The organism is Bacillus bruguierae (assembly GCF_037104725.1).
Classification (GTDB): Bacteria; Bacillota; Bacilli; order Bacillales; family Bacillaceae_G; genus Bacillus_A; species Bacillus_A bruguierae.
This window is the reverse complement of record NZ_JBAWSX010000021.1, coordinates 1-20873: the sequence shown is the minus strand read 5'-3', so window position 1 is coordinate 20873 and position 20873 is coordinate 1. Positions and strand designations below refer to the sequence as shown.

Annotated in this window: 21 protein-coding genes and 2 pseudogenes; 5 read left to right on the top strand and 18 right to left on the bottom strand. The window is 33.0% G+C overall.

The window, feature by feature from the left end:
- Positions 1-252: 252 nt before the first annotated feature.
- From WAZ07_RS23170 to WAZ07_RS23150, 5 genes and pseudogenes are all read right to left on the bottom strand, one after another.
- A complete protein-coding gene (locus WAZ07_RS23170; protein WP_336474342.1) occupies positions 253-675 on the bottom strand; it encodes an SMI1/KNR4 family protein in 423 nt (140 codons plus the stop codon).
- Positions 676-774: 99 nt separating this feature from the next.
- Positions 775-1065 (bottom strand): annotated as a pseudogene (locus WAZ07_RS23165) (cytoplasmic protein); the annotation flags it as partial.
- Between the two features lie 623 nt (positions 1066-1688).
- Complete coding sequence (locus tag WAZ07_RS23160) at positions 1689-2261, bottom strand: HAD-IA family hydrolase (RefSeq protein WP_336474341.1); 573 nt, start codon at positions 2259-2261, stop codon at positions 1689-1691.
- A gap of 240 nt (positions 2262-2501) precedes the next feature.
- The gene (locus WAZ07_RS23155; RefSeq protein ID WP_336474340.1) at positions 2502-3683 is read right to left on the bottom strand and encodes a macrolide family glycosyltransferase; all 1182 of its coding nucleotides are present in this window, start codon (positions 3681-3683) and stop codon (positions 2502-2504) included.
- Positions 3680-4120: a helix-turn-helix transcriptional regulator gene (locus tag WAZ07_RS23150; RefSeq protein WP_336474339.1), complete on the bottom strand. Its 441-nt coding sequence runs from the start codon at positions 4118-4120 to the stop codon at positions 3680-3682. The genes WAZ07_RS23155 and WAZ07_RS23150 overlap by 4 nt, the downstream gene beginning before the upstream one ends.
- A 401-nt stretch (positions 4121-4521) precedes the next feature.
- Between WAZ07_RS23150 and WAZ07_RS23140 the strand changes: the two genes are divergently transcribed.
- On the top strand, positions 4522-5082 hold the full coding sequence (locus tag WAZ07_RS23140; protein ID WP_336474338.1) for an NADPH-dependent FMN reductase: 561 nt from the start codon (positions 4522-4524) through the stop codon (positions 5080-5082).
- A 192-nt stretch (positions 5083-5274) separates the two neighbouring features.
- On the top strand, positions 5275-5910 hold the full coding sequence (ycaC, locus tag WAZ07_RS23135; protein WP_336474337.1) for an isochorismate family cysteine hydrolase YcaC: 636 nt from the start codon (positions 5275-5277) through the stop codon (positions 5908-5910).
- Positions 5911-6739: 829 nt separating this feature from the next.
- On the opposite strand, the gene WAZ07_RS23130 is transcribed toward ycaC, so the two are convergent.
- Complete coding sequence (locus WAZ07_RS23130) at positions 6740-7234, bottom strand: Imm6 family immunity protein (protein WP_336474336.1); 495 nt, start codon at positions 7232-7234, stop codon at positions 6740-6742.
- A gap of 512 nt (positions 7235-7746) precedes the next feature.
- Between WAZ07_RS23130 and WAZ07_RS23125 the strand changes: the two genes are divergently transcribed.
- Positions 7747-8634: an SDR family oxidoreductase gene (locus tag WAZ07_RS23125; protein WP_336474335.1), complete on the top strand. Its 888-nt coding sequence runs from the start codon at positions 7747-7749 to the stop codon at positions 8632-8634.
- A 220-nt stretch (positions 8635-8854) separates the two neighbouring features.
- Here the strand turns inward: WAZ07_RS23125 and WAZ07_RS23120 are convergent, their stop codons facing one another.
- From WAZ07_RS23120 to WAZ07_RS23105, 4 genes are all read right to left on the bottom strand, one after another.
- Complete coding sequence (locus WAZ07_RS23120; RefSeq protein WP_336474334.1) at positions 8855-9286, bottom strand: SMI1/KNR4 family protein; 432 nt, start codon at positions 9284-9286, stop codon at positions 8855-8857.
- A gap of 841 nt (positions 9287-10127) precedes the next feature.
- Positions 10128-12452 carry an ABC transporter permease gene (locus WAZ07_RS23115; protein WP_336474333.1) on the bottom strand — a complete coding sequence of 775 codons (2325 nt, stop codon included), beginning with the start codon at positions 12450-12452 and terminating at the stop codon, positions 10128-10130.
- 2 nt (positions 12453-12454) lie between these two features.
- Positions 12455-13159 (bottom strand): ABC transporter ATP-binding protein, encoded by a 705-nt coding sequence (locus tag WAZ07_RS23110; RefSeq protein ID WP_336474332.1) that lies wholly within the window; start codon positions 13157-13159, stop codon positions 12455-12457.
- Between the two features lie 211 nt (positions 13160-13370).
- Entirely contained in the window at positions 13371-13574 is a 204-nt protein-coding gene (locus WAZ07_RS23105) for a hypothetical protein (RefSeq protein WP_336474331.1), read from the bottom strand.
- 604 nt (positions 13575-14178) lie between these two features.
- Here WAZ07_RS23105 and WAZ07_RS23100 point away from each other — a divergent pair.
- Complete coding sequence (locus WAZ07_RS23100; RefSeq protein ID WP_336474330.1) at positions 14179-14514, top strand: hypothetical protein; 336 nt, start codon at positions 14179-14181, stop codon at positions 14512-14514.
- 232 nt (positions 14515-14746) lie between these two features.
- Here the strand turns inward: WAZ07_RS23100 and WAZ07_RS23095 are convergent, their stop codons facing one another.
- From WAZ07_RS23095 to WAZ07_RS23075, 5 genes are all read right to left on the bottom strand, one after another.
- Positions 14747-15211 carry an NUDIX domain-containing protein gene (locus WAZ07_RS23095; protein WP_336474329.1) on the bottom strand — a complete coding sequence of 155 codons (465 nt, stop codon included), beginning with the start codon at positions 15209-15211 and terminating at the stop codon, positions 14747-14749.
- Positions 15212-15230: 19 nt separating this feature from the next.
- Entirely contained in the window at positions 15231-15428 is a 198-nt protein-coding gene (locus WAZ07_RS23090) for a hypothetical protein (RefSeq protein WP_336474328.1), read from the bottom strand.
- Between the two features lie 145 nt (positions 15429-15573).
- On the bottom strand, positions 15574-16245 hold the full coding sequence (locus tag WAZ07_RS23085; protein WP_336474327.1) for a hypothetical protein: 672 nt from the start codon (positions 16243-16245) through the stop codon (positions 15574-15576).
- Positions 16246-16520: 275 nt separating this feature from the next.
- Positions 16521-16940: an SMI1/KNR4 family protein gene (locus tag WAZ07_RS23080; protein WP_336474326.1), complete on the bottom strand. Its 420-nt coding sequence runs from the start codon at positions 16938-16940 to the stop codon at positions 16521-16523.
- Entirely contained in the window at positions 16909-17058 is a 150-nt protein-coding gene (locus WAZ07_RS23075) for a hypothetical protein (RefSeq protein ID WP_336474325.1), read from the bottom strand. The genes WAZ07_RS23080 and WAZ07_RS23075 overlap by 32 nt, the downstream gene beginning before the upstream one ends.
- 305 nt (positions 17059-17363) lie before the next feature.
- Between WAZ07_RS23075 and WAZ07_RS23070 the strand changes: the two genes are divergently transcribed.
- Positions 17364-18107 carry an amidohydrolase family protein gene (locus WAZ07_RS23070; protein ID WP_336474324.1) on the top strand — a complete coding sequence of 248 codons (744 nt, stop codon included), beginning with the start codon at positions 17364-17366 and terminating at the stop codon, positions 18105-18107.
- A 122-nt stretch (positions 18108-18229) separates the two neighbouring features.
- Here the strand turns inward: WAZ07_RS23070 and WAZ07_RS23065 are convergent.
- From WAZ07_RS23065 to WAZ07_RS23055, 3 genes and pseudogenes are all read right to left on the bottom strand, one after another.
- Positions 18230-18424 (bottom strand): annotated as a pseudogene (locus WAZ07_RS23065) (IS4 family transposase); the annotation flags it as partial.
- 313 nt (positions 18425-18737) lie between these two features.
- Positions 18738-20270, bottom strand: a complete 1533-nt coding sequence (locus WAZ07_RS23060) for an alpha/beta hydrolase (protein ID WP_336474323.1) — start codon at positions 20268-20270, stop codon at positions 18738-18740.
- A 477-nt stretch (positions 20271-20747) separates the two neighbouring features.
- The coding region (locus WAZ07_RS23055) for a CocE/NonD family hydrolase C-terminal non-catalytic domain-containing protein (protein ID WP_336472815.1) at positions 20748-20873 on the bottom strand (126 nt) is incomplete at its 5' end.

Genomic DNA, 20873 nt, shown 5'->3' with positions numbered 1-20873 from the left:
AGTTTTGCACTTCCTTCCTTAATATTAAGACCCTTTTAATTATAACCAACTAGTTTATACTCTTTATCAAGTCTTCCATACTTCTCAATTTTACCATTAATCTTATTCAAGTCTGATTTGTTTCTATATTTTTAATACAAGCCTTGACATATAGCACATACTCTTTAAAACAATCAGTAAATTTAGCAGCTAATGTGTCACAGTGATACCGACTTGTGACACAGCCCTTTTATTTTCGCTATCTTAATTTATTTAAAAACTCTCTGAAAATTTTTCTACTAAAAATGTATAAAAGTTTTTATATTCTCTTATTCCCTCTTCTTCATCTTGCTCCCAGTCAATAACCGGACACTCATTTTCCTCTAATCGTGAAGTATCAAGACAATACACATCAGCCCCATAGTTCTGTATTACAACGAACCCCATTGGTAAGCCGTATTTCCTCCATTCTTCAGTTTCTCTTACACAAGTTGGAACCTCATGGAGTCCACCTCCGAAAATCTCCATCCCAGCAATCCCTCCAGTTCCATATTCCCGCAAAAACCATTTATAACTTTCTGGTAAATCTACATTAAGCCCCTTCTCAATATTTTTGATTTGACTATCTTTTAAAGCCCCAACAAAAAACTTTTTTGGAGCATTCTTTATTAATTCGATAACTTCCTCTTTACTCATTGGTACCATCCTCCCACATATATCAAAATTCTTAAGAAAAAGCCCATTCATAAGAATCAGCTTTTATTTATTCTCAGGTAAATAGACAATTATGCTTCCTTATGGATACTCACCCTCCCAGCCACAAGGCCAACCACCAAGTTTATAAATTTTAAAGATTCTTTCATAAAAATTATCACCTTTTCCATTTACTAAACGATTTAGTACGCACATATATAAATCTCCGACTACTTCTTCAAAAATATCAATATATTGTGATACAAAATCACTTTGATAGTTCTCTGATGATTGAATAATCTCTCTTATGGGACGCTCCATAGAGCTCAAATTATTCTCATACAATTTTCCAATTATCTCTGCACTTTCTGAGGATTTAATATCACCCCAAATAACTTAACAACTAACTTCCTTAAGTATAAAATTAACTTTATCGGAGTATTGTGTTGGATGTTTATCACTTATTTCTTTCAAAATCGTAACTACTTATGCTTTCTTGGTAACATTTCTTAAGACGTTTATATATGGAATAAATAAATCGTCTGTATCTAAAACACTTTTATACAACCTTTTAGCACAATACTAGTTTGTTTAGAAAGGATAACGTTTTTTGTATTTAAGGGTATTAAAGTCTCTTAAGTTGATAGGCATGTAAGGTGACCCCTAATTTAAAAAATCTTTAAAAATAAAGGTGCTTCATACATTAAACATGAATAATATGTGAAGCGTCTTTATTTTTTGACTCTGTTAAAAAATTATGTTGATAATCAAAAAATAAGCAAAGCAAGATCCAATCCTTTTACATTAATTATTATATGAATTTATTTTAATTTTTCGACATATAAGATTGCAGCTATGCAGAAGAGCCTGTATTTGCTTTCTCCCTTCGTTTTAAACCTTGCATGTGGCAGGAAAGAGCACTGACCGCTTCTATACATGGCTAGATGCTCTCGCCCACCGAAAAAGAATGGTTTTATGTCGGTTTTTCAATTTGGATTTATATAGTAACTGAACACTCATTTCACTAATGGAATATCCGTATTAAAAAATTCCGAGTAGTCTTGTAAATGATAATCAGCTACATCACATTGACTTTGAAACATGCACGTTGCAATTCCTAATTCTTTTGCAGGTAATAAATCTAATTCTCTGTCTCCAATAACCAGATCGATTCCGTGTTTTGTGTGCAAATGAATGTATGCTAATGAATTAGGTTTACGAGGGAAACCATCGTCAATCGTAACCATATCCACAAAGTATTTATCCCATCCATAGTATTTTAAGATGGCTAAAACTCCGTCCCTATGCTTGTGTGTCATAATTACATTTTTATTTGCAAATTTTAAGATTTCTTCTACACCATCAAATGGTTTCATATCTTTTGGAGATAATGTTTTCTTTAATCTTTTTATCTCTTCTTCTTGATTGCTGGAAATGTTATAGTAATTAATTGCATGCGAATACGAAATTTTTAGCTTTTCATAGATTTCCAGTTTATCTACTGCTTCTCCCAACACCAAAGAGAGTATGTTTGTATATGCAGGATACGTATCAAACAATGTTCCATCAAAATCCCATAAAATATTCAAGTAGACCACCCTTTTATAATTATATTAATAGCTTTTGGTTTTACCATAGATAATATTTTTGATATCATCTATGCATAAATATGTATATAACTCATGGAAAAGGTACCTTGTAGCAGGGGTACCTTTTCTTTATTATAAAAAAGTTTTATCATTTCTGTAATCCTTATTCAATTAAAGCACCCGATTGTTGTTGTTTTATTCCAATACGATAGTCTGTTTTCATAAAGAATTATCAGGCCATTAAGATTTCTCCCCAATTTTAGTCACAATCACATTAGATGCTTCTACTGCACCACCAGCATTCCGAAAGATTTCTGACAGCTTCTGCGCATTTTCCTGATATGTCCGATTCGCCAACACCTCAGCTACCGCTGTTGCCAAATGTTTTGGCTTCTTCCCTTTCAGTTTTAATCCTGCACCCAGTTTGGAAACCCGATCAGCCACTAATTTTTGTTCGCTATGTTGCGGAAATAAAACCATTGGAACTCCAAAATACAGGCTTTCACTCGCACTATTCATGCCGCAATGGGTAATAAATACATCTGCTGTCTGTAGTACCGATATCTGATCCACGAAGTTTTTCACTGTGAAATTTCCTGGTATGTTGCCAAGAGAAGAAATTTCAGTTTTTTCACCAACTGACATTACAACATTATAGTCCGTATTTGCAAATGCTTGGATAAGTTTTTGGTAAAAATCCTGGTTTTGATTAAGTATAGTTCCAAGGGAAATGTAGATTACTTTTCTATCTTTTTTATTATTCTGTACCGGCAAAGAATGCCTGATGGATGGTCCGACAAAAGCATAACGCTCAGAAAAGGTATGCGCCATCGGCTGGAATTCTTTCGAAGTGTAAACAATGGTGTCTGTTTCATTATCATTTTGAACCATCGATACAAAATTCTCTATTTCATATCCATGTTCCCTTAACAACTGAATTTTTTTGTTTATTCGTGGCAAGCCCACGATCATTCTCCATAGTTCCGTGAAACTCCGCTTCAACAGTTTTGCCGTATACTGATTAAAAGCAAAGGAAGTAGTCGAACAAATATATGGGATTCCTAGTTTCTTGGCAAATAATTTTCCCCAAAAGCATAAAGAATCGAATACAATGCAATCCGGCTGAATTTCCTTTAATTCCTTACATACCTTTTCGTCCAAAGAAATGGTCGTATCAGCAACCATTTCAATCAATGCCGCAAAATCTTTGCCACTCTTACGATCCAATTCTTTTTGTGACAGTTGGGGCAAGAATTCATCACAAGCAATAAATGTAGCACCAGCGCCTTCTATTTTCTCTTGAAATTCTAGAAAGGAATAATACCAAACTTGATGACCTCTATTTACTAACTCAGTTACCACCGGAATGGTCGGATTGGTATGACCATGTGCGGGCATCGAAAAAAATATGATTTTGCTCATTCTGCCTCATCTTCCATCGGTTCAGCTTTTCGGATCATCTCTACAAATTCTATGAAATTCTCACTTTTTAAGAAAGCAATTCCTTTTGTCGCATCTTCTCCCAAAACAACCAGCTTATCACCAGCTTGAATCTGATACATTTTGCGTGCTTCTTTTGGAATCACAATTTGCCCCCGATCTCCTACCTTCACAACACCAAAGAACTGCTTCCCCTTGGGACCGAGCTGATTTGCCTCTTTTTCACTCATATCACGGGATAATTGATCTAAGGTTACTTGAAAAATATCAGAGAGTATCTTGCATTTAAAAATATCGGGCAAGGCTTCCTCGTTTTCCCACTTTGCTACGGTCTGTCGCGATACATTTACCTTCTCAGCCAATTGTTCCTGACTCATTTTATTCTTTTTACGCAAAATACGAATATTCATACCAATCATGTTTTTCATCTCCTTATACGTTTAAATATATAAAAGGTATAAGGTAAAATCCACCAACAGTTTGCCACATTTTTTGTTAAAAATTGTGGCAATGTACACATACATTTGGTACAGCTTGCCAAGCGAAAAGCTCAGAAAATGGACAGGTCACTTCTTCAAAAAAAGGTCGTATGCACTTTATCTGTAGTTGAGGGTGAAAAATACCCAACTGTATATTTTGCAAGGTTGAAGGTTGCTCCCGCAAAAAAGGAGAAACTAATTATCTTTGTTGAGAAATAAATTCATCACTTACTAATAAAAGGAAAATAATTGTACAATGGACTTGTACGTATTCTATTATAGGAGTGATGAAATAGGACATAGTATCTTGAAAGGTGAGTGCAAACAAGGAGGAAATCTGTATGCCCAAAACCATTGGCCTTATTTGTGGAAGTTTACGAGAAAATTCTTATAATCGAATCATTGCCCAATCATTGATAGATATGAGTAATACTGCTCAATTTCGCTGGATCGAAATAAACGATCTTCCCTTGTTTAACGAAGATTTAGAAATTGGCGGTGCTCTAAAAACAATAACATCATTTAAATCCGCTATTCAGGGCGTTGACGGTATCATTATCGTAAGTCCAGAGTACAATTCTGGAATTCCAGGCGCACTAAAAAATGCACTGGACTGGGCATCAAGACCTCGGGAGTCCTCCGTTCTTAGTGGAAAACCGGTTGGCTTAATCGGAGCAACTCCTGGGGGATTAGGGACTGTCTTTGCTCAAATGCAAATCAGACAAATACTAGAAGCCATGCAAGCTCATGTCCTCCCATTTCAAAAAGTACTGATTTCGCAAGTACATGAAAAGATTGACTCCGATCAGAAAGTGCTTACTGACGAAAAAACAAAACAATATCTTCAGCGTTATTTACAACAATTTATTCATTGGATCGACCACACTCCTGTTCTAGATTAACTAAAGAATACCGCATTAAGTATTTTTTTATGATGATTTTTCATTGTTAAAAATACTGTTGACACTTTATAGATAAACCAATGTCAACAATCCATTTAATCATAAACGAATTGTAACAAACAAAGAAGTTTAACGTAAATCTCCCGCTATATGAACTTTCTTCTATTACATGAATTAAAGGAGGATTATAAAATGTCTGATCTCTATTCTCGTCTTTCCAAAAATGATGCCGCCGTTCTTCTAGTGGATTATCAAACTGGTCTTATTTCCGGCCTAGTGCGTGACTATGGTGTTGATGAATTCAAGAACAATGTTTTGGCTCTTGCTAATACCGCTAAGTTTTTTGATTTACCAGTTATTTTAACAACAAGCTTTGAAGACGGACCTAATGGCCCACTAATGCAAGAATTGGTTGAGCTCCTTCCTGGTGCGCCAAAAATAGCTCGGCCTGGACAAATTAACGCATGGGATAATGAAGAATTTGTTAAAGCCATTGAAGCAACAGGTAAAAAACAACTAATTATTGCAGGAGTTGTTACTGATGTTTGTGTTGCGTTCCCAGCACTATCTGCTGTAAACGCGGGGTATGAGGTGTTCGTTGTAACCGATGCATCAGGAACTTTTAGTAAACAAGTTGCAGATGCTGCCCTTATGCGTATGGCTCATGGAGGGGTCCAATTAATGAATTGGTTTAGCGTTGCAGCAGAATTACAGCGTGACTGGCGAAATGACGTTGAAGGCTTTGGAGCCTTACTTGCTAAATATCTTCCTAGTTATCAAAATATCATCGGAAGCTATAGGGGAGCTCAAAGAGAGCTTAGCAAGTAAAATAACTTAATATGAATTTATCAAAAACGCTTTAAAACCAAATCTCCACCATACTTAGATATATATAGTATGGTGGAGATTTCCTCATTATATAAATTTGTTCTGTTTCAAGAAAAAATAGGGTCCTGCCGTATACCCATCAAGCTAATATTTTGATACATTCCCTATAACTAAATTTCACCTTTTTACAGCTATTCATGAGAATTCTGCTCATTTTTTCGTTTTAAGAAACAATTAATTTCTTAAGTTGATAGATGTGTGGCGAGACCTCTTAATTGTCTTTTCCACTACTAAAATATTCATATTGTATGGAAAATGATTAGACTATTTACTGATTACCAATAAAAATTATATAAACAACAAAAATACCTTTCAGGGGGGCGGGTCATCCACTGACTCATTGTCTTACTCTCTTAATGCTTACTTCATTCTACTTACCGTTGATAACTATTCAGTACTAAAATTTTAAAAAGGAATTTGCTTATACATTAGAAGATTAATTATAACAACTTAGTACCATCTATGTTGGAATTAGTTGATCATTTGTGTTTGTTAATCCGTAAACCCAAGAACTGTTGCTATCTATTACGCATATAGATAAAACAATTGTGTTAAGAGGATTCGCAACAGTCCTTGCTAGAAGATTTATCCCCACCTATAATAGTTGCGTCTCCCTTTAAATCATCAATTATATCCAAGATATTCCTTGAAATTTCATATCGAATTTGAAACATATTCTACCTTCTTTTTACTTAATACCAATTTATAAAGTGAAACTTCCATCAGTGGAGAGTTTTTTTATCTCCCGTTAATGCGGGATAAACTACTTCTAAACTTCTTTATTTATGCATTTAAAATCATTAACACTAATAATGTTATCACTCCGTAATAATTTCTCTACTCGTTCAATCTCATTAACTGCGTCTAAAACACATTGCTTAAAGCAATTAAGAAAGTGAATTACTAAATTATCATCAACTAACTCTATTGGCTCTGGAAAGTATTTAACATTCTGATTTTCAAAAGCTTTACGGCAAGTATAAGCAACTGCATCAATAATACAATTCCACGCTTCTATATCTCTATCATTTCCAGACATTTCTTGGATAATTGTTATTCCTTTTTCTTCATCATCTAAAACATCATATAATTCTTCTCCAATACTGTGTTTATTCACTAACCACTCCCAACAAATATTAATACTATTTCTACTGATAACTTTGTCTTCATTTTGAGAAAAAATTGGAATAACTTTTTCTGATAAACCTAGAAAAAATATTACTTTCTTATTCTCATTTAAAGCATTAAATTGTTTTAAATTCATAATTCCCTCCACTTACTCAATATATTTACCATCTCTAATGGCAAACTTGACCTAACTAGCAAAAGTGGTGCCAAGTTTCTTTATTATGGTTACACTATGTTCATTTATTTTAAAGTTTTTATTTTTTGCTTCCCTATTATTTCTTTTACTCGAAGTAGCTCTAATAAATTGAATAAAATGGAATTTGATAATATCAATAATACAAAAAACTGGAAGAAAAAAAACAAACAGTTACGGAAGCAATTGAAAATAACATACGCAGAGGTATATAAAAAGTTATAGCGTTAATCTAATTGTTTCATTATTGGATATTAACATTAGTATAGATAGTTTGTGAAAAATTGTACTTAAACTAAAAGACAAATTAGTATAATAACGATGTTGTACATTTATCCTTCACTTTTAACAGGTATTAGGCTGTACGCATTACTAAATGATTAAATTAAGAGGGATGAACTAAACTCCCTTTCTAGGCATAAGTTAACAAAGAAGACCTTGAGAGGAGAAGAAAAATGAAACAACAACAATACGTAATAAGAACAGAAAAGATACCTGTTCAGTTCCCTCCTCAACATCAGCCATTTCATCCAGGGTTTGAATACTTAATGGTACCAAGACCTATTTCAGAAAGCAGCACCTATAGAGCAGCAGGCAAATTGCAGGGAAAAGTAGCAATTATTTCAGGCGGAGATAGTGGGATTGGAAGAGCAGTTGCATATGCATTTGCTAAGGAAGGAGCAAATATTGTTATTGCATATTTAAATGAGCATATTGATGCATTAGAAACGAAACAGCGTGTTGAGCAACTAGGACAACGTTGCCTTGTTATTGCTGGAGATTTAGGACAAGAAAAAACAAGTCATCAAGTGGTCCAGCAAACCTTATATGCGTTTGGTAAAGTAGATATTATTGTAAATAACTGTGCAGAATCTTTCCCGAAAGAACGAATAACGGAAATTACCGGTGAGCAACTTCTACGAGTTTTTCAGTCCAATGTTTTTTCTTTTTTTTATTTAACGAAGGCCGCTTTACCTTATTTAAAACAAGGGAGTTCGATTATAAATACGGGGTCAGCATCCGCATATGAAGGACAGCAGGGAAATCTTGATTACGCTACATCAAAGGGGGCCATTATTACATTTACTCGATCACTAGCCCTTGACTTAATTAATGATGGAATTCGTGTAAATGGTGTTTCACCAGGGCCAATTTGGACACCAATCATACCTTCCAGTTTTCCAGCTGAACAAATGATGAGTTTTGGATATGGGACACCAATGAGGCGAGCCGGTCAGCCGTATGAACTTGCCCCAGCATATGTGTACTTAGCCAGTAATGATTCAAGTTATGTCACTGGTCAAATAATCCATGTCAATGGAGGGATGAGAACGAGCAGTTAAAGACACCAAAAAAGGATGATAAAAGCTGTTTCCTAATTGAACAAACCCTCCACCCTCTTAAATACCTCAAAGAGAAATTTCACCTTACGGGCACACTTCTGTGTAGTTTACCAAAGAGGGTCTCCCTTTTCAATGAGACTACGCTTTCGAACTGTAATTATTCCAACTCTTCTGCTTGACATTAAGATTTTTCATCATTCTTTATAGCTTACATATCTCCTTAATAAGGTAATATCTTCTCTACTCCTACATTCTTAGTCAATAAATCATTAATTGATGGTGCTACAAATACAGTCTCGTCAACATCTAAATCATTAAAGTCAACTATATATAATCCAAACTCATTTTTTCCATTAAAATATATTAACGTTCTACCACCTTCATCATCACCAATTGCAAGAGAGTTCGGAATATACTTTTGAATAAAATAAGCTTCATTCAATTCTACACAACCCGAAGCTCCCCAAATACGAATATACATTTCATTACCTATATTAATTTCTATGTCTGAACCTACACGGATTATATCTATATATTCCATAGGTATATCTATTGTTGAAAATTCTTGAAGTGCTTTCATTTCTTCTTCTGTAGATGGAGCTCTACTAGCATCAATCCTATACATGCTGCTCATATTAGCTAATACATTCATTAAAAATCAAATTCCCCCTTTTGCTTCAATTATCTTACTAGCCTCGCGATCTCACTTACCTGAACCACTATTCCCTTTCCGCACCGCAAGTGAAGCCTTAAGCTCCTTAAGCTCATCATTTATTTTTCATCGTAATAATAATTTAACCACATATTCCCATACCCCTTTTTCTCTATTGGAGCTAATCCTTCAGGTCTCATTTTCTTCTTGCTGGAACCTTGTCTTGATTTCGCGTATCAACAACCCTATTTGCAATTTCATCAATTAAGGTGCCTTGTATTTCATTTCCTATTATCCTCTTGTAACCGGCTAAAATCTACATGATACTTACGGTTTCTTTTACAGCTATTCATAAGCTCATGTCATTTGCCATACTTAGCTGTTTTTCATGCTCGGTTATTTTGTTAGTATTCATAAAAAGCACGTCACTCCCTCTTATTAATATAAGAGAATAGTAACGTGCTTCTAACTTTAAAAATAGCCTAAAGGCTTAAGTTGATAGATGTGTGGTGCTACCCCATCTAGATGTGTAAACAGAATTTGCTGCAGCGTTCCTGCAATTAGGCCTGTGCCTCTCAATCAGTTGAATAGAATTACAGCTTCTACTCGCGTCAGCGGCTGATTCGAACAGAACGCTCTATCCGCATATCCTTTCATGTACCCCTTCTCGCTCACAGTTGCGCTTCTTCCTTCTGTTCAATGCTAAACCGTAGCAGAGAAACGAGCTGATTACAACATGTTACTAAGCTTTTTCCATTTGACAATTATGGTCATCATTTCGGAGCGGGTTATTTTCGCGCTAGGGTGAAACCGCCCATTTTTGTCCATTTCCTTAAGGAGTTTATTCTATACTTTTTAATGATTCGATCATATTTATTTTGGTAACTTTTCTCTTAAGTAGTAAGTTAGATACAATGGTAAGTAAGAACGCAAGAATAATAGAAACTAACATGATAAAAATATTTAATTTATCTGGTATTTGTTGATGGGTACTAGACAGAGCCTTTACAACAATTGTATAAACATAGCCACTTATCGGTAGAGCTACAATTACCGCAAATGTGGTTAGTATAATGTTTTCAAAAAATATTAATCTGTTTATTTTATTTTTTTGATAGCCTAATACTTTAAGTGTTGCAAGCTCACGATTCCTTTCATAAATGTTTATGGAAGATATCGTATATATGGCGCCAAAGGAGAGTATGACGGCACAAGTGATAAACAATATGAATACAAAACTGTTTTGTTTCAAAATATATTGAGCTGATTTCTTTAGATCATTCTTATCTGCAATTGTATTTACATGATGATCTTGTTCAAAGAAGTTACGAACGTTTGTAAGATCTGTAGAGTTATTAGCTTCAACTAAAAGTGAGTTTGGGATGTAGTCTATGTCAAAGTTCTTTAAATAAGCTGGTGTGCTATAAAACGACGGATTCGAATACTGTGTAGATATATTTAAAACCTTCATATCTACAGATTTATTTTTAAGCTCTGGTGCTGTGAACTTTATTTTGATTATATCCCCTTCTGAAATATGATATTTGTCAGCATAAGATTTTGGTACCAGCACACCATTATTTTCTAAAGATATCTTATTGTTATGTTCGTCAAAGAAATGGATGAGATTGTTTTCTTTTTCAGTAATAACTAAAGTGGCATTTTCTTTTTCATCATCTTTTATGAATTCAACAGGAAAAGTGGATAAAAAATAACTATTTTTAATACCGGAGGGTAGTTTTATCGTATCAGAAGATGTCCCCATCGTATAATCGACTCTTAAATCATAGGTATAAACATCTTCAATTTGGTTAGCTACTTTTAGCAAGGCTGCTTGAGTGCCGAAAGCAGTTATCAATAAAACAGTGCTTACAACAACACCAATTGAGCTCGCCAAAGCTTTTTGTTTATTTAAAAATATATTTCTCAAAATAAGTTTATAGCTGTAGGAAATACGACTCCATAGACCCGGAACTCTTTCTATAAATAGCTTTTTCATCTTCTTTGGCGGTTTAGGGCGCATAGCCTGAGCCGCACGTTCTTTTAATATGGTTCTACCACTTAAATAACATGACAGGAGTCCGAAAGCACTAGAGAAAATAATGGGAGGAATGATGGAATAAAGAGAAAGTGGGTATTTAATGTTAGGAAGAGAGTAGGCCCTTGCACTAGACTCAGTTATTAATGGAACAAATACGACAGCAGCAATAACACATCCTATAATTGAGCCTATTATGGCTACCAGCACAGGATACCCCATATAATGAAGCATGATATTTCTGTTTTTTATACCTAAAGCTTTCATAATTCCTACTTGATTTCTTTGAGAATCTATAATTCTCGACATTGTAAGAAATAATATAGTGGCTTCAATCAAAAAAAGAACTAAAGGTATAACTTTACTCATTAAATCATTATTATATATCGTTTGACTTATTTTAGAATAATTGAAAGTCCGTTCTTTACTTACTTGATCCAAATAAGTTAGTTGTTTGGATTGTATTTCAATTGATTTACCTAATTTGTCAATGTCGTACCCTTCTTTAGCATCAATAATGATTTCATTATAGTAAAAGCCGTCTACAATTTCAGGTATTGTCTCTTCGGCAATATAAGCTACTCCATAGGTTTTATGATCTTGTATTTCGTTCTTTTTTGCATATTCAACATTCTCACCCAATCCGCTAATTGTAAACTCAAAATTTCTTTCATTCGTACTTATACTGATTTGATCACCGACACGATAATGATGTTCTTTTGCATAACGAGAATCTAATAAGATTTCATCTTTCTTTGACGGGATACTCCCCTCAATCATAGTAGGCGTATTTATTTCATTCTTTACAGGGATTGAATGAATTTTTAAGGAAGTTTTGTAATTTTCAAAGGCTTGCTTGGCATCAAAGGTATAACGTCCTTCTATTTTATTTATGCCTTCAATTCCGCTTAAACTAGCTACATCATATTTGGAAAGTTGACTGTAATACACATTTAAGTCACTTAAATTATGTTCTTTAAAGTAAGCCTTAGTATACGCACTCAAATTATTGCTATAAGTTACTAGACCCGCATAGAAAAAAGAGCCTACTGCGATAACCAAAACTAAGGTTATAAATTGCCCTATAGATTGTTTAATATCCCTTAATAATTTTAAAAATAATTTCATGTTTACCACTCAATCCCTTCAACACTTTGTTTTTCATCATTAATCGTAACGCTTTCTATCATTCCGCTTTTAACCTTAATAATTTTATCAGCCATAGGAGCAATTGCAGAATTATGTGTGACCAAAACGACACATTTTTTCGTTTCCTTGTTCAAGTCTTGAAGAAGTTTTAATACAGACTTACCTGTAACATAATCCAAAGCTCCGGTTGGTTCATCACAAAGTAAAAGTAAAGGATTTTTTGCAACAGCTCTAGCTATAGCAACTCTTTGTTGTTCTCCCCCAGAGAGTTGGGAAGGGAAGTTCTTGATACGATTCTTTAATCCGACTTTATGTAAAATATCTTTAGCATCCAGATGGTTTTTACATACTTCAGTGGCAAATTCAACATTTTCTAGAGCGTTTAAATTTGGAATTAAGTTATAGAATTGAAATACAAAGCCGACTTTCTCACCACGATATTCTGTTAACTTTTTTTCGTTGAATCTTGTTATTTCTTGATCACCAACAAACACTTGACCTGAGGTAGCCGTATCCATTCCGCCAAGTATATTCAAAATCGTACTTTTACCGGCACCGCTTGCACCCAAAATAACGACGAATTCCCCCTCAAATATGGAAAAATCAACACCATCAAGGGCCTTGATTGACACTTCTCCTATTTTGTATTCTTTCGTTACGTTTTTGAATTCGATTAACTTTTTCACGTATTACATCTCCTCGTATAGTATTTTTGTAAACGTAAAACAATTCCAAAACAAATAACTTTTTCCATATATTTTAGAGTTACTATTTGTTTGCTGCATTTTTTTCGGTATTCTGCATCTAGACGGTAAAGCCTTCAAGGCTTCATCAAGTTTACGTCTGGCATGCGCCTAACTTCCCACAAGGGTGACATTCAGTACTTGATAATAACCACTATATCCATCTACCTGTAAATGAGCTTGAAGTGATTGAATTGAGGGTTGGTTTGAATGTGAGAATGTTGTTTTCATAGATAAATCCATTCGACAAAATTATCCAAATTCCTTTTACAATAGCCGTTAGTCCATCAATTGATTTACGTAAATCTGTTGCCCATTGTACAAGATATACTTTTTTAATTACGATCTCTGATATCATTGTTGCTTCACCACCTGCATCACTTGTAGGAGCACTTGCGGAGTAAAAATTACCTTTTTCTATACTAAATAACTATTCTGGAAATACTGGATGGAAATGAGTAATGTTACCTTCTTCATCAAGGTAACTGATAAGCTGTAGTCCTATCAACTGTTCTGTTGACAATAGTTCCATTCTTCATTATTTCTTTACCCAGCTTACTGATCTCTTAATTTAAAATTCCCCTTAAGTTATGAACTATGTTACAAATAGGCTCAGTACCAGCGTTGCTGTAACCAGGGGCAAAGTAACAAACGTTTTCATTTTGTATTAATTTTCTCAATATGGATATTGTTATTATTCTGGTTTTAATGTTAATAGTTTACAGTTAATACAATATGATATAAATATGATGGTTATCATCCTTTTGTTTATCCTTGTGTGAAAAATAGAATTGAATTCTTTGGTCTACTTTGGACTATAGGGCATGTCTGTTAAAGTATAAAAACTATTATTGTACCTAGTAAGAGTTCTTCCCTAATGCATACCAAGCAATCTATAACATCATTATAGACATGAGGAGATTTTCTGTAGGCATTACAAATTTATTAATAGGAGGAGACATATGTTTAAAAAAGTGTTATTTTCCGTTTTCTCACTTGCAATATCTGGATCTATTTTATTTTCTAATCAAACAGTAACATATGCAGATTTTTATCAAGTAAAAAAGGAGTTGAATATGTATTCTATACCAACAATAAGCAGTGAAAAAGAAATAATTCCAGCTGGAAATACCATTTCCCTATACTGCTACGTAAATAGTGAGAATTACATGGGAAGTAAGGTTTGGGCCTATGCTGATGATAATGGTTATGGTGGTCATCAAGATTATGGTTATATTCCTGATTATTTTCTTAGAATAGGTTCATCAAGTCCACTCATCGGGTATTGCAATTTTTAATATACAGGAGTAATTGGTTCTGATGTAACTATATGAGGGAGACGAAAACGATTCAAAGTATGAGGGGCCACTCTGGGATGTAAGTACAAATCAAAAAAGAAAATTGTACGTTATCAAGACCTGAATTATAAAAAGTTTTGAAAAATAAAGGATAACACATATTATACATGACTATTATGTGCTATCCTCTCTCATTTTATTAAACTAAAACCCATTAGTAGAATAAAAAAGTTTAGTTTCTGTTTGAATCATCAATTTCTAAATTTAATGAACTCTCCCACCAAACGTCTTTTCTTCCGTTTAAATAATTTTTAATTAGTTTCCTAAATGGATAAGGTTGTAAATTCCTATCATCCAAATCTTTTCCATCACACCAAAAAAACTTAAGATGTGATTCGCTAGACTTTAAATTATTTGGTAATTCATTACCATTAACCTCAAATACTTGATTTATTTCGCAATGTAATTCTCCATTTTTCTCCCATTTGTGTTCAACTAATCCAAGAAATTTATTTACTGTACATCTAATTCCTAATTCTTCTTGAATCTCTCTTATCAATGCATCTTTTGCACTCTCCCCAAATTCAATGTGACCGCCTGGTAAAAAAGTATTTGTATACCCTCTTGCTTGTGCAAGTAATATTTTATTATCTTTTATAAAGATTCCCCTTGCTAAATGATGAAATGGTTTTTGCAAAGTTTTTTCCTCCTACCATTTATTTTTTTATACACGCTTGTAAATTCAGACTAGCTTTCAATTCGGAATATTCTTCTTTTGCTAGCTCTTTAATTTTAATAAATTGAAGTTCTTCCTCAGAATTAAAACCCATCTCAATTCTGTTTATTTTAACTATAGTTTTAGTTTTGTTTACTGAACCTAATAAAATAGTTATATCACATTCCCCAAGGTACACATTAAATTCAGCCTTATAATCAAAGATATTTTTGCACTTGTATTTAAACTTTCAAATTTCTTTATTTTTCATTCCACTATTAATTAATATATACCTTAAACGCTAATTTACCATTCACCTTGGCTGCACTTATTTTATAAGTAATTTATCGTACCGATGACATATATTGGTTATATAAGTTAGAACATTCTTTCATACAATCCAAATATATATTTCTGATTTCCTCATTTGGACATAATTTTAGATAACCTTTATTTTCTAATATAGAAATAATAGGTTTCATTTCATAATAATATCCATGATTTTCCCCTTGTGTTAAAAGATTTTTATAGCCTTCCAATATTTTAATATAATTATTATCTATCAAACGATAGTTACATTTTACTAACTCTGAATAATAAAACTTATTAATTTCCCCTGACATATATTTAGAAAGAGATTTTTCGTCATTTCCTAAATAGGCAGAACTGGCTTGAGAGTAGTAACGATATCTACCATCTCTATAAAACGTTTTGAAGATTCGGAATTTATGCCATTTTATTACTTCTTCATACCGAAATCCTAATGCGTTATAGTCATTTGAAATCATAACAGGTCTATGTTTCAATACGTAATCGAAAATAGCAACGTTCAATTCACTTACATCAAGATGGGTAATCGAAGCCCAACAAATATAATTGTTATCCATTCTCCCTATCATACACACTTCTTTATCAGGGCTAACATAAATGTCAAAAGAAACTTCTTTATCATCTATTTTATAATTAGGTTTCATACAATTATTTCGATTAACTAAATTATATTCTTCCACATCCAATACCTAAACCTTCCTTCGATTTAATCAATATCAATATTGATTATTAACAATATTTGTATCTTACACTCTAACATAAATTGAGATAAACATGTTTTACAACCTTCTTGAAAAATTTTTGACCAATCAAGATTTAATTCAGTAAATTCTTTTCAACCTAAAATAATCTCTTTATAGTAGATAGAGTTTTATTTTTTTAATCTATCTACTACGAAGAGAGCTTTTAGGGTTAAATTTGATTTCGCCCACTTTTCTTTTTGTTAGTGTTCGTTTTATTTTTAAGAATATAATCTATCTAATAAATCTGTAAATGACTGACATACTGGGGTAATTAATGTACTTCCAGTTTCTTCGCAATTATAAAAAACAACTTTAGGCGAGTCCGCATTGTCATTATAGTCAAAACATAGTAAATTTCCAAAAGGATCTCTAGCAAAAGGAAATAATTTTTGTGTTGAAAATTCAGAAAACATTTTTATATTTAAATCTTTATCGGTAAAACTAATCAAATCATTGAAAACAGCTTCAATTCTTCCATCATCACAATCAAAGGTATTTGGCTCCGGAAACCCTCCATTATTTTTCGTTATACATTGTTTATAATCATCAGGAAGTTTAAATCCAAATAACCTTTCAACTTCAATAATTTCTTGTTCATCTAAAGATTCATCTGAAAAAAGCCACTTTTTTAACCCCATAAAATCTCCTTTCTCCTAAACGTATTTTGGCAATACAACCTTTTAATTTAACGACACAACACGCTTCATCAACCGCAGGAAATAATTCGAAAATCGATAATTTTTGAAACTCTATCATTTAAATCCTCCTAATCCATTAAAATATTTATACGCTTCTCTACTTTCTATTTTATAGGTCAAGAGTTTAAAAAACTAAAATCTACATATTCCAACAGAGCGGTTCATTTTTAAAATTTTAACCAAGAAAATTATTAATACTCATAAACACTACCCATCAAATTCTAACTCTTTCTTAATATCTTTTCCATGTTTATCCTATTTTAATTAGATATACTTATAAGTTGTAATAATTAATAACGAATTTATTTCTGACAAAAAGTAGGCTATGCTTTATTTATAAATTCGTTTGAATGGAGTAAACCTATGAAAATATTTGACACACATTTACATATTATTGATCCAAAATTTCCATTGTACGAAAATCAAGGATATATGCCAGATCCATTTAGGTCTGAAGATTATTTACAAACTGTCAGCAATTTAAATGTAATTGGTGGGGCAATTGTCTCTGGTTCCTTTCAAAAGTTTGATCAAACTTACTTAGTAAATGCCTTACAAACATTAGGAAAGAACTTTGTTGGTGTCACACAGCTACCCTATGATACATCAGATGATGAAATCATTAAATTAAATGAGAAAGGTGTTAGGGCACTTCGTTTTAATGTAAATCGAGGTGGTTCAGAGGATATATCACGTTTAGACAATTTTGCTAGAAGAGTATATGAATTAGTAAATTGGCACACAGAACTTTATATCAATTCAAATGCCTTACCAGAGATAACTAATATATTAGAAAAACTGCCAAAAGTATCAATTGATCATCTAGGTTTATCAAAAGAAGGTCTCCCTAATTTATTAACTTTAGTAGAGAAAGGGATTCGAGTAAAAGCTACTGGATTTGGAAGGATTGACTTTGATGCTGCTGAAGCAATGAAAGCAATTTATTCGATTAATCCTGATGCGTTAATGTTTGGAACTGACCTACCTTCAACAAGGGCAAAGATACCGTTCCAATATTCAGATATAGAGTTGATTAAAAATAACTTTGAAGAAGAAGCCGTAAAAAAAATTCTTTATAAAAATGCCTTTGATTGGTATCTAGAATAAGGGAGCGAAAGTTGAATAAATAGGTTTCATATTTTTATAATCTATTTCTGGTTTTGTTAACATTTCTAAATTTTTTACGATCGGTTGATTTTGAATATGTTTTCCCATCTTAAGCCCAATATTAAATGCGTTAAAGAAGTCGTTGCGACATTTTGACTCATCCATACACATAAAGCGACTAAATCTTTTGCTTAGTACTTACTGGTTCGTTGCACAAAACCATTATCTCTAGAAAGAGCTCGTAAGATATTTTGGGATAAAAATTTTTGAATTTCTTGAGCAAATAGTTGTAATTCAGCAGGTACAGCAATAGACATACAAACACGCCATCCTTTCCTATGATTCTACAGAAAGAATAGCGTATTTTTTCATTTTAGGGGGTATTTTGTTTTGTTAGCTTGATAGCGATATGGTGGTACCCCTTTTAGGGGGGATTTGTATATACTTTCAAATATTAAATCAATAGGCATGGATGATGCCCCCAGATATGAGAATCTAAAGTATTTGAATAAGAAGCTTTACCCCGTTCGTTATAGTTATTTACATTATAAATATAATTATATATATCTTATTAAAAATGATTCTACCTTAAGAACTGAAAATAGCTATTAAAAAATATGTTTGCTAATTTTATTTCGATTTTCCTTGCACCCAAGTAGCAATATCATTTATAACATACTCAGGGATATTAGCAGGACTATAATATTCATCCGGTTTACTTAACTCCCCATCTCCTTCTGTAAAGAAATGATTTAACTTTGGATATAGTCGAAAATCAACGTTATCTCGCTCTTTTAATTGTTCTTTCCAAAAAGGAATTTCAATTTTTGATTGAACTTGATAGTCTCTTTCTCCTTGAAGAATAAGAAGCGGTGTTTTTTGTTCCTTTGACATTTCTGCTGCTTTAATTTTACGGATAGAATCCCAATATACTGGTGATCCTAAATAAAAATCCTTTGGAGGATTCTGACTAGAGAAATTAGGGTCATTTAATAATTCAAATTGCGATTTGTAAAATTTATATTCTTCTGGTTTCATTGCTCCAATAGAAAGGCGATACTCCAATTGGTCTAAAACAGAGTCTGTGAATGCACGGGCCGCTCCTCCCATCACAATTGCCCCAGCAATATTTTGATTTTGGTCTTTTTCAATCATATTCGGAATCATCATTCCACCTTGACTATGGCCAAGAATATAAATTTGATTCCTATCTACCATAGGTTCATTTTGAAGGAAATGAGTCACAAGAAGAGCATCATCTGTTGTCTCTTTATCAACTGTATAAAAAGGACTAAGTTCTGTTTTCAATCCATGTTCATAGGTTCGTTTATTATAGCGAAGGACAGCAATTCCTTTCGAGGCAAGACCTTCAGCTAAATCGCGAAATGGTTTTAAAGCATATGCTGTTTCATCCTGATCGGCTGCTCCAGATGCATGAACAAGAATAACTGCTGGGAAAGGACCCTTTCCTTTCGGAACAGATAATGTTCCTGGTAATGGAAATGCACCACTTCCAACTACTACTTCTTTATCAACAAATGATTCAGGCTTACTATATGATGGCCGATCTGCAACAGGACTAAACGACATACTGAGTTGAAAATCATCTATTTTTCCAGATGGATCTAGTTTAATTAGTAACGGTACAGTAGATTGTTCAAAAACTAATTTAATCTCTACATTTGTATGAACGGAATTTGTCTCTTTTTGTGTAATCTCTCCAATTTCTATAAAAGAACCTGCTTGCAATTGAGCAGGAAGCTCTTTCCAATAGCTATTCAGCCATTTTTCGGATATTATTTTCTGTAATGATCGAGAAGTTAAATTAAATGCAGATTTATAATCTTCAGTATGCATATAACGGATAAATGAAAGAGTAGTAGATATAAAAGGATTTTCATCGTCAGTATTGTCTATTTTTTTTATATTTTTGGTGGTTTCCTTTAATGTCGATATAAATTGGTAATTGAACAGATTATTATATGTATCTTGATATAAACTTGTTTTCAATATATCCGTATTCCGTCCCTCATACAAACTTGAAGAACTCATGAAATTTTTAGGTGAAATTACTTCCTCCGCAAATGAAACTGAAGGAATAGTTATCGCACAAATTGCACTGACAAGTAATAACTTATTCCCTATTCTTTTTTTCGTTTTCATTTTTATTAATTTTCCTTTCAAAATTAAATTTTTTAGTACAGCATGCTAAGTACTATAAGAAAGAAATTTCTTCAAAAAGATTAATACTCTACTTTACGGTCCCACCTAACAGGTTAAAAAGCTATTATAAATAGACTTCAATAAAAAATGCCTCTTCCCTCTTTTTTTATCACTGGATTTTTTAAGTGGTATGGAAGGACCACGCTGAATCATATGTAACTGACCAAAAGAACTTTCTATTCCAAAAGAAAAAATCACCTCACTGGATGCTTTAATTGTTCTCTCTATAATTTATTTAGATAATACTTCACCATGATGTGATACTACCCCATGCGCATCAATTAGGATAAAAGAAAGAGATTCTTTTTAAGTAATGACATCACTTAACATTCTCTCACGTAGCGTTTCAAGAGAAACTGTCGCATTTAGATTGACAAACTGTCATAGAAAAAAGCCTCCACATTCGGAGGCTTTTTTCTATTTTACAATTGGTAATGTTACTTCACTTAATTTTACTGTAAGTTTCGTCCCTGCTTTTGGACGAATCGTATAGTCATAGTCACTTGCAATTAATACGACTCCTATTTGATGGCCGGCTTGAAA

Excerpts from the sequence above, each read along its gene's own strand:
- WAZ07_RS23060 (WP_336474323.1), bottom strand. The coding sequence starts at position 20,270 with ATGAAAACGAAAAAAAGAATAGGGAATAAGTTATTACTTGTCAGTGCA.
- WAZ07_RS23075 (WP_336474325.1), bottom strand. The coding sequence starts at position 17,058 with ATGATAGAGTTTCAAAAATTATCGATTTTCGAATTATTTCCTGCGGTT.
- WAZ07_RS23140 (WP_336474338.1), top strand. The coding sequence starts at position 4,522 with ATGCCCAAAACCATTGGCCTTATTTGTGGAAGTTTACGAGAAAATTCT.
- WAZ07_RS23080 (WP_336474326.1), bottom strand. The coding sequence starts at position 16,940 with ATGGGGTTAAAAAAGTGGCTTTTTTCAGATGAATCTTTAGATGAACAA.
- WAZ07_RS23115 (WP_336474333.1), bottom strand. The coding sequence starts at position 12,452 with ATGAAATTATTTTTAAAATTATTAAGGGATATTAAACAATCTATAGGG.
- WAZ07_RS23170 (WP_336474342.1), bottom strand. The coding sequence starts at position 675 with ATGAGTAAAGAGGAAGTTATCGAATTAATAAAGAATGCTCCAAAAAAG.
- WAZ07_RS23155 (WP_336474340.1), bottom strand. The coding sequence starts at position 3,683 with ATGAGCAAAATCATATTTTTTTCGATGCCCGCACATGGTCATACCAAT.
- WAZ07_RS23130 (WP_336474336.1), bottom strand. The coding sequence starts at position 7,234 with ATGAATTTAAAACAATTTAATGCTTTAAATGAGAATAAGAAAGTAATA.
- WAZ07_RS23105 (WP_336474331.1), bottom strand. The coding sequence starts at position 13,574 with ATGATATCAGAGATCGTAATTAAAAAAGTATATCTTGTACAATGGGCA.
- WAZ07_RS23150 (WP_336474339.1), bottom strand. The coding sequence starts at position 4,120 with ATGATTGGTATGAATATTCGTATTTTGCGTAAAAAGAATAAAATGAGT.
- WAZ07_RS23100 (WP_336474330.1), top strand. The coding sequence starts at position 14,179 with ATGTTTAAAAAAGTGTTATTTTCCGTTTTCTCACTTGCAATATCTGGA.
- WAZ07_RS23070 (WP_336474324.1), top strand. The coding sequence starts at position 17,364 with ATGAAAATATTTGACACACATTTACATATTATTGATCCAAAATTTCCA.
- ycaC (WP_336474337.1), top strand. The coding sequence starts at position 5,275 with ATGTCTGATCTCTATTCTCGTCTTTCCAAAAATGATGCCGCCGTTCTT.
- WAZ07_RS23125 (WP_336474335.1), top strand. The coding sequence starts at position 7,747 with ATGAAACAACAACAATACGTAATAAGAACAGAAAAGATACCTGTTCAG.
- WAZ07_RS23120 (WP_336474334.1), bottom strand. The coding sequence starts at position 9,286 with ATGAATGTATTAGCTAATATGAGCAGCATGTATAGGATTGATGCTAGT.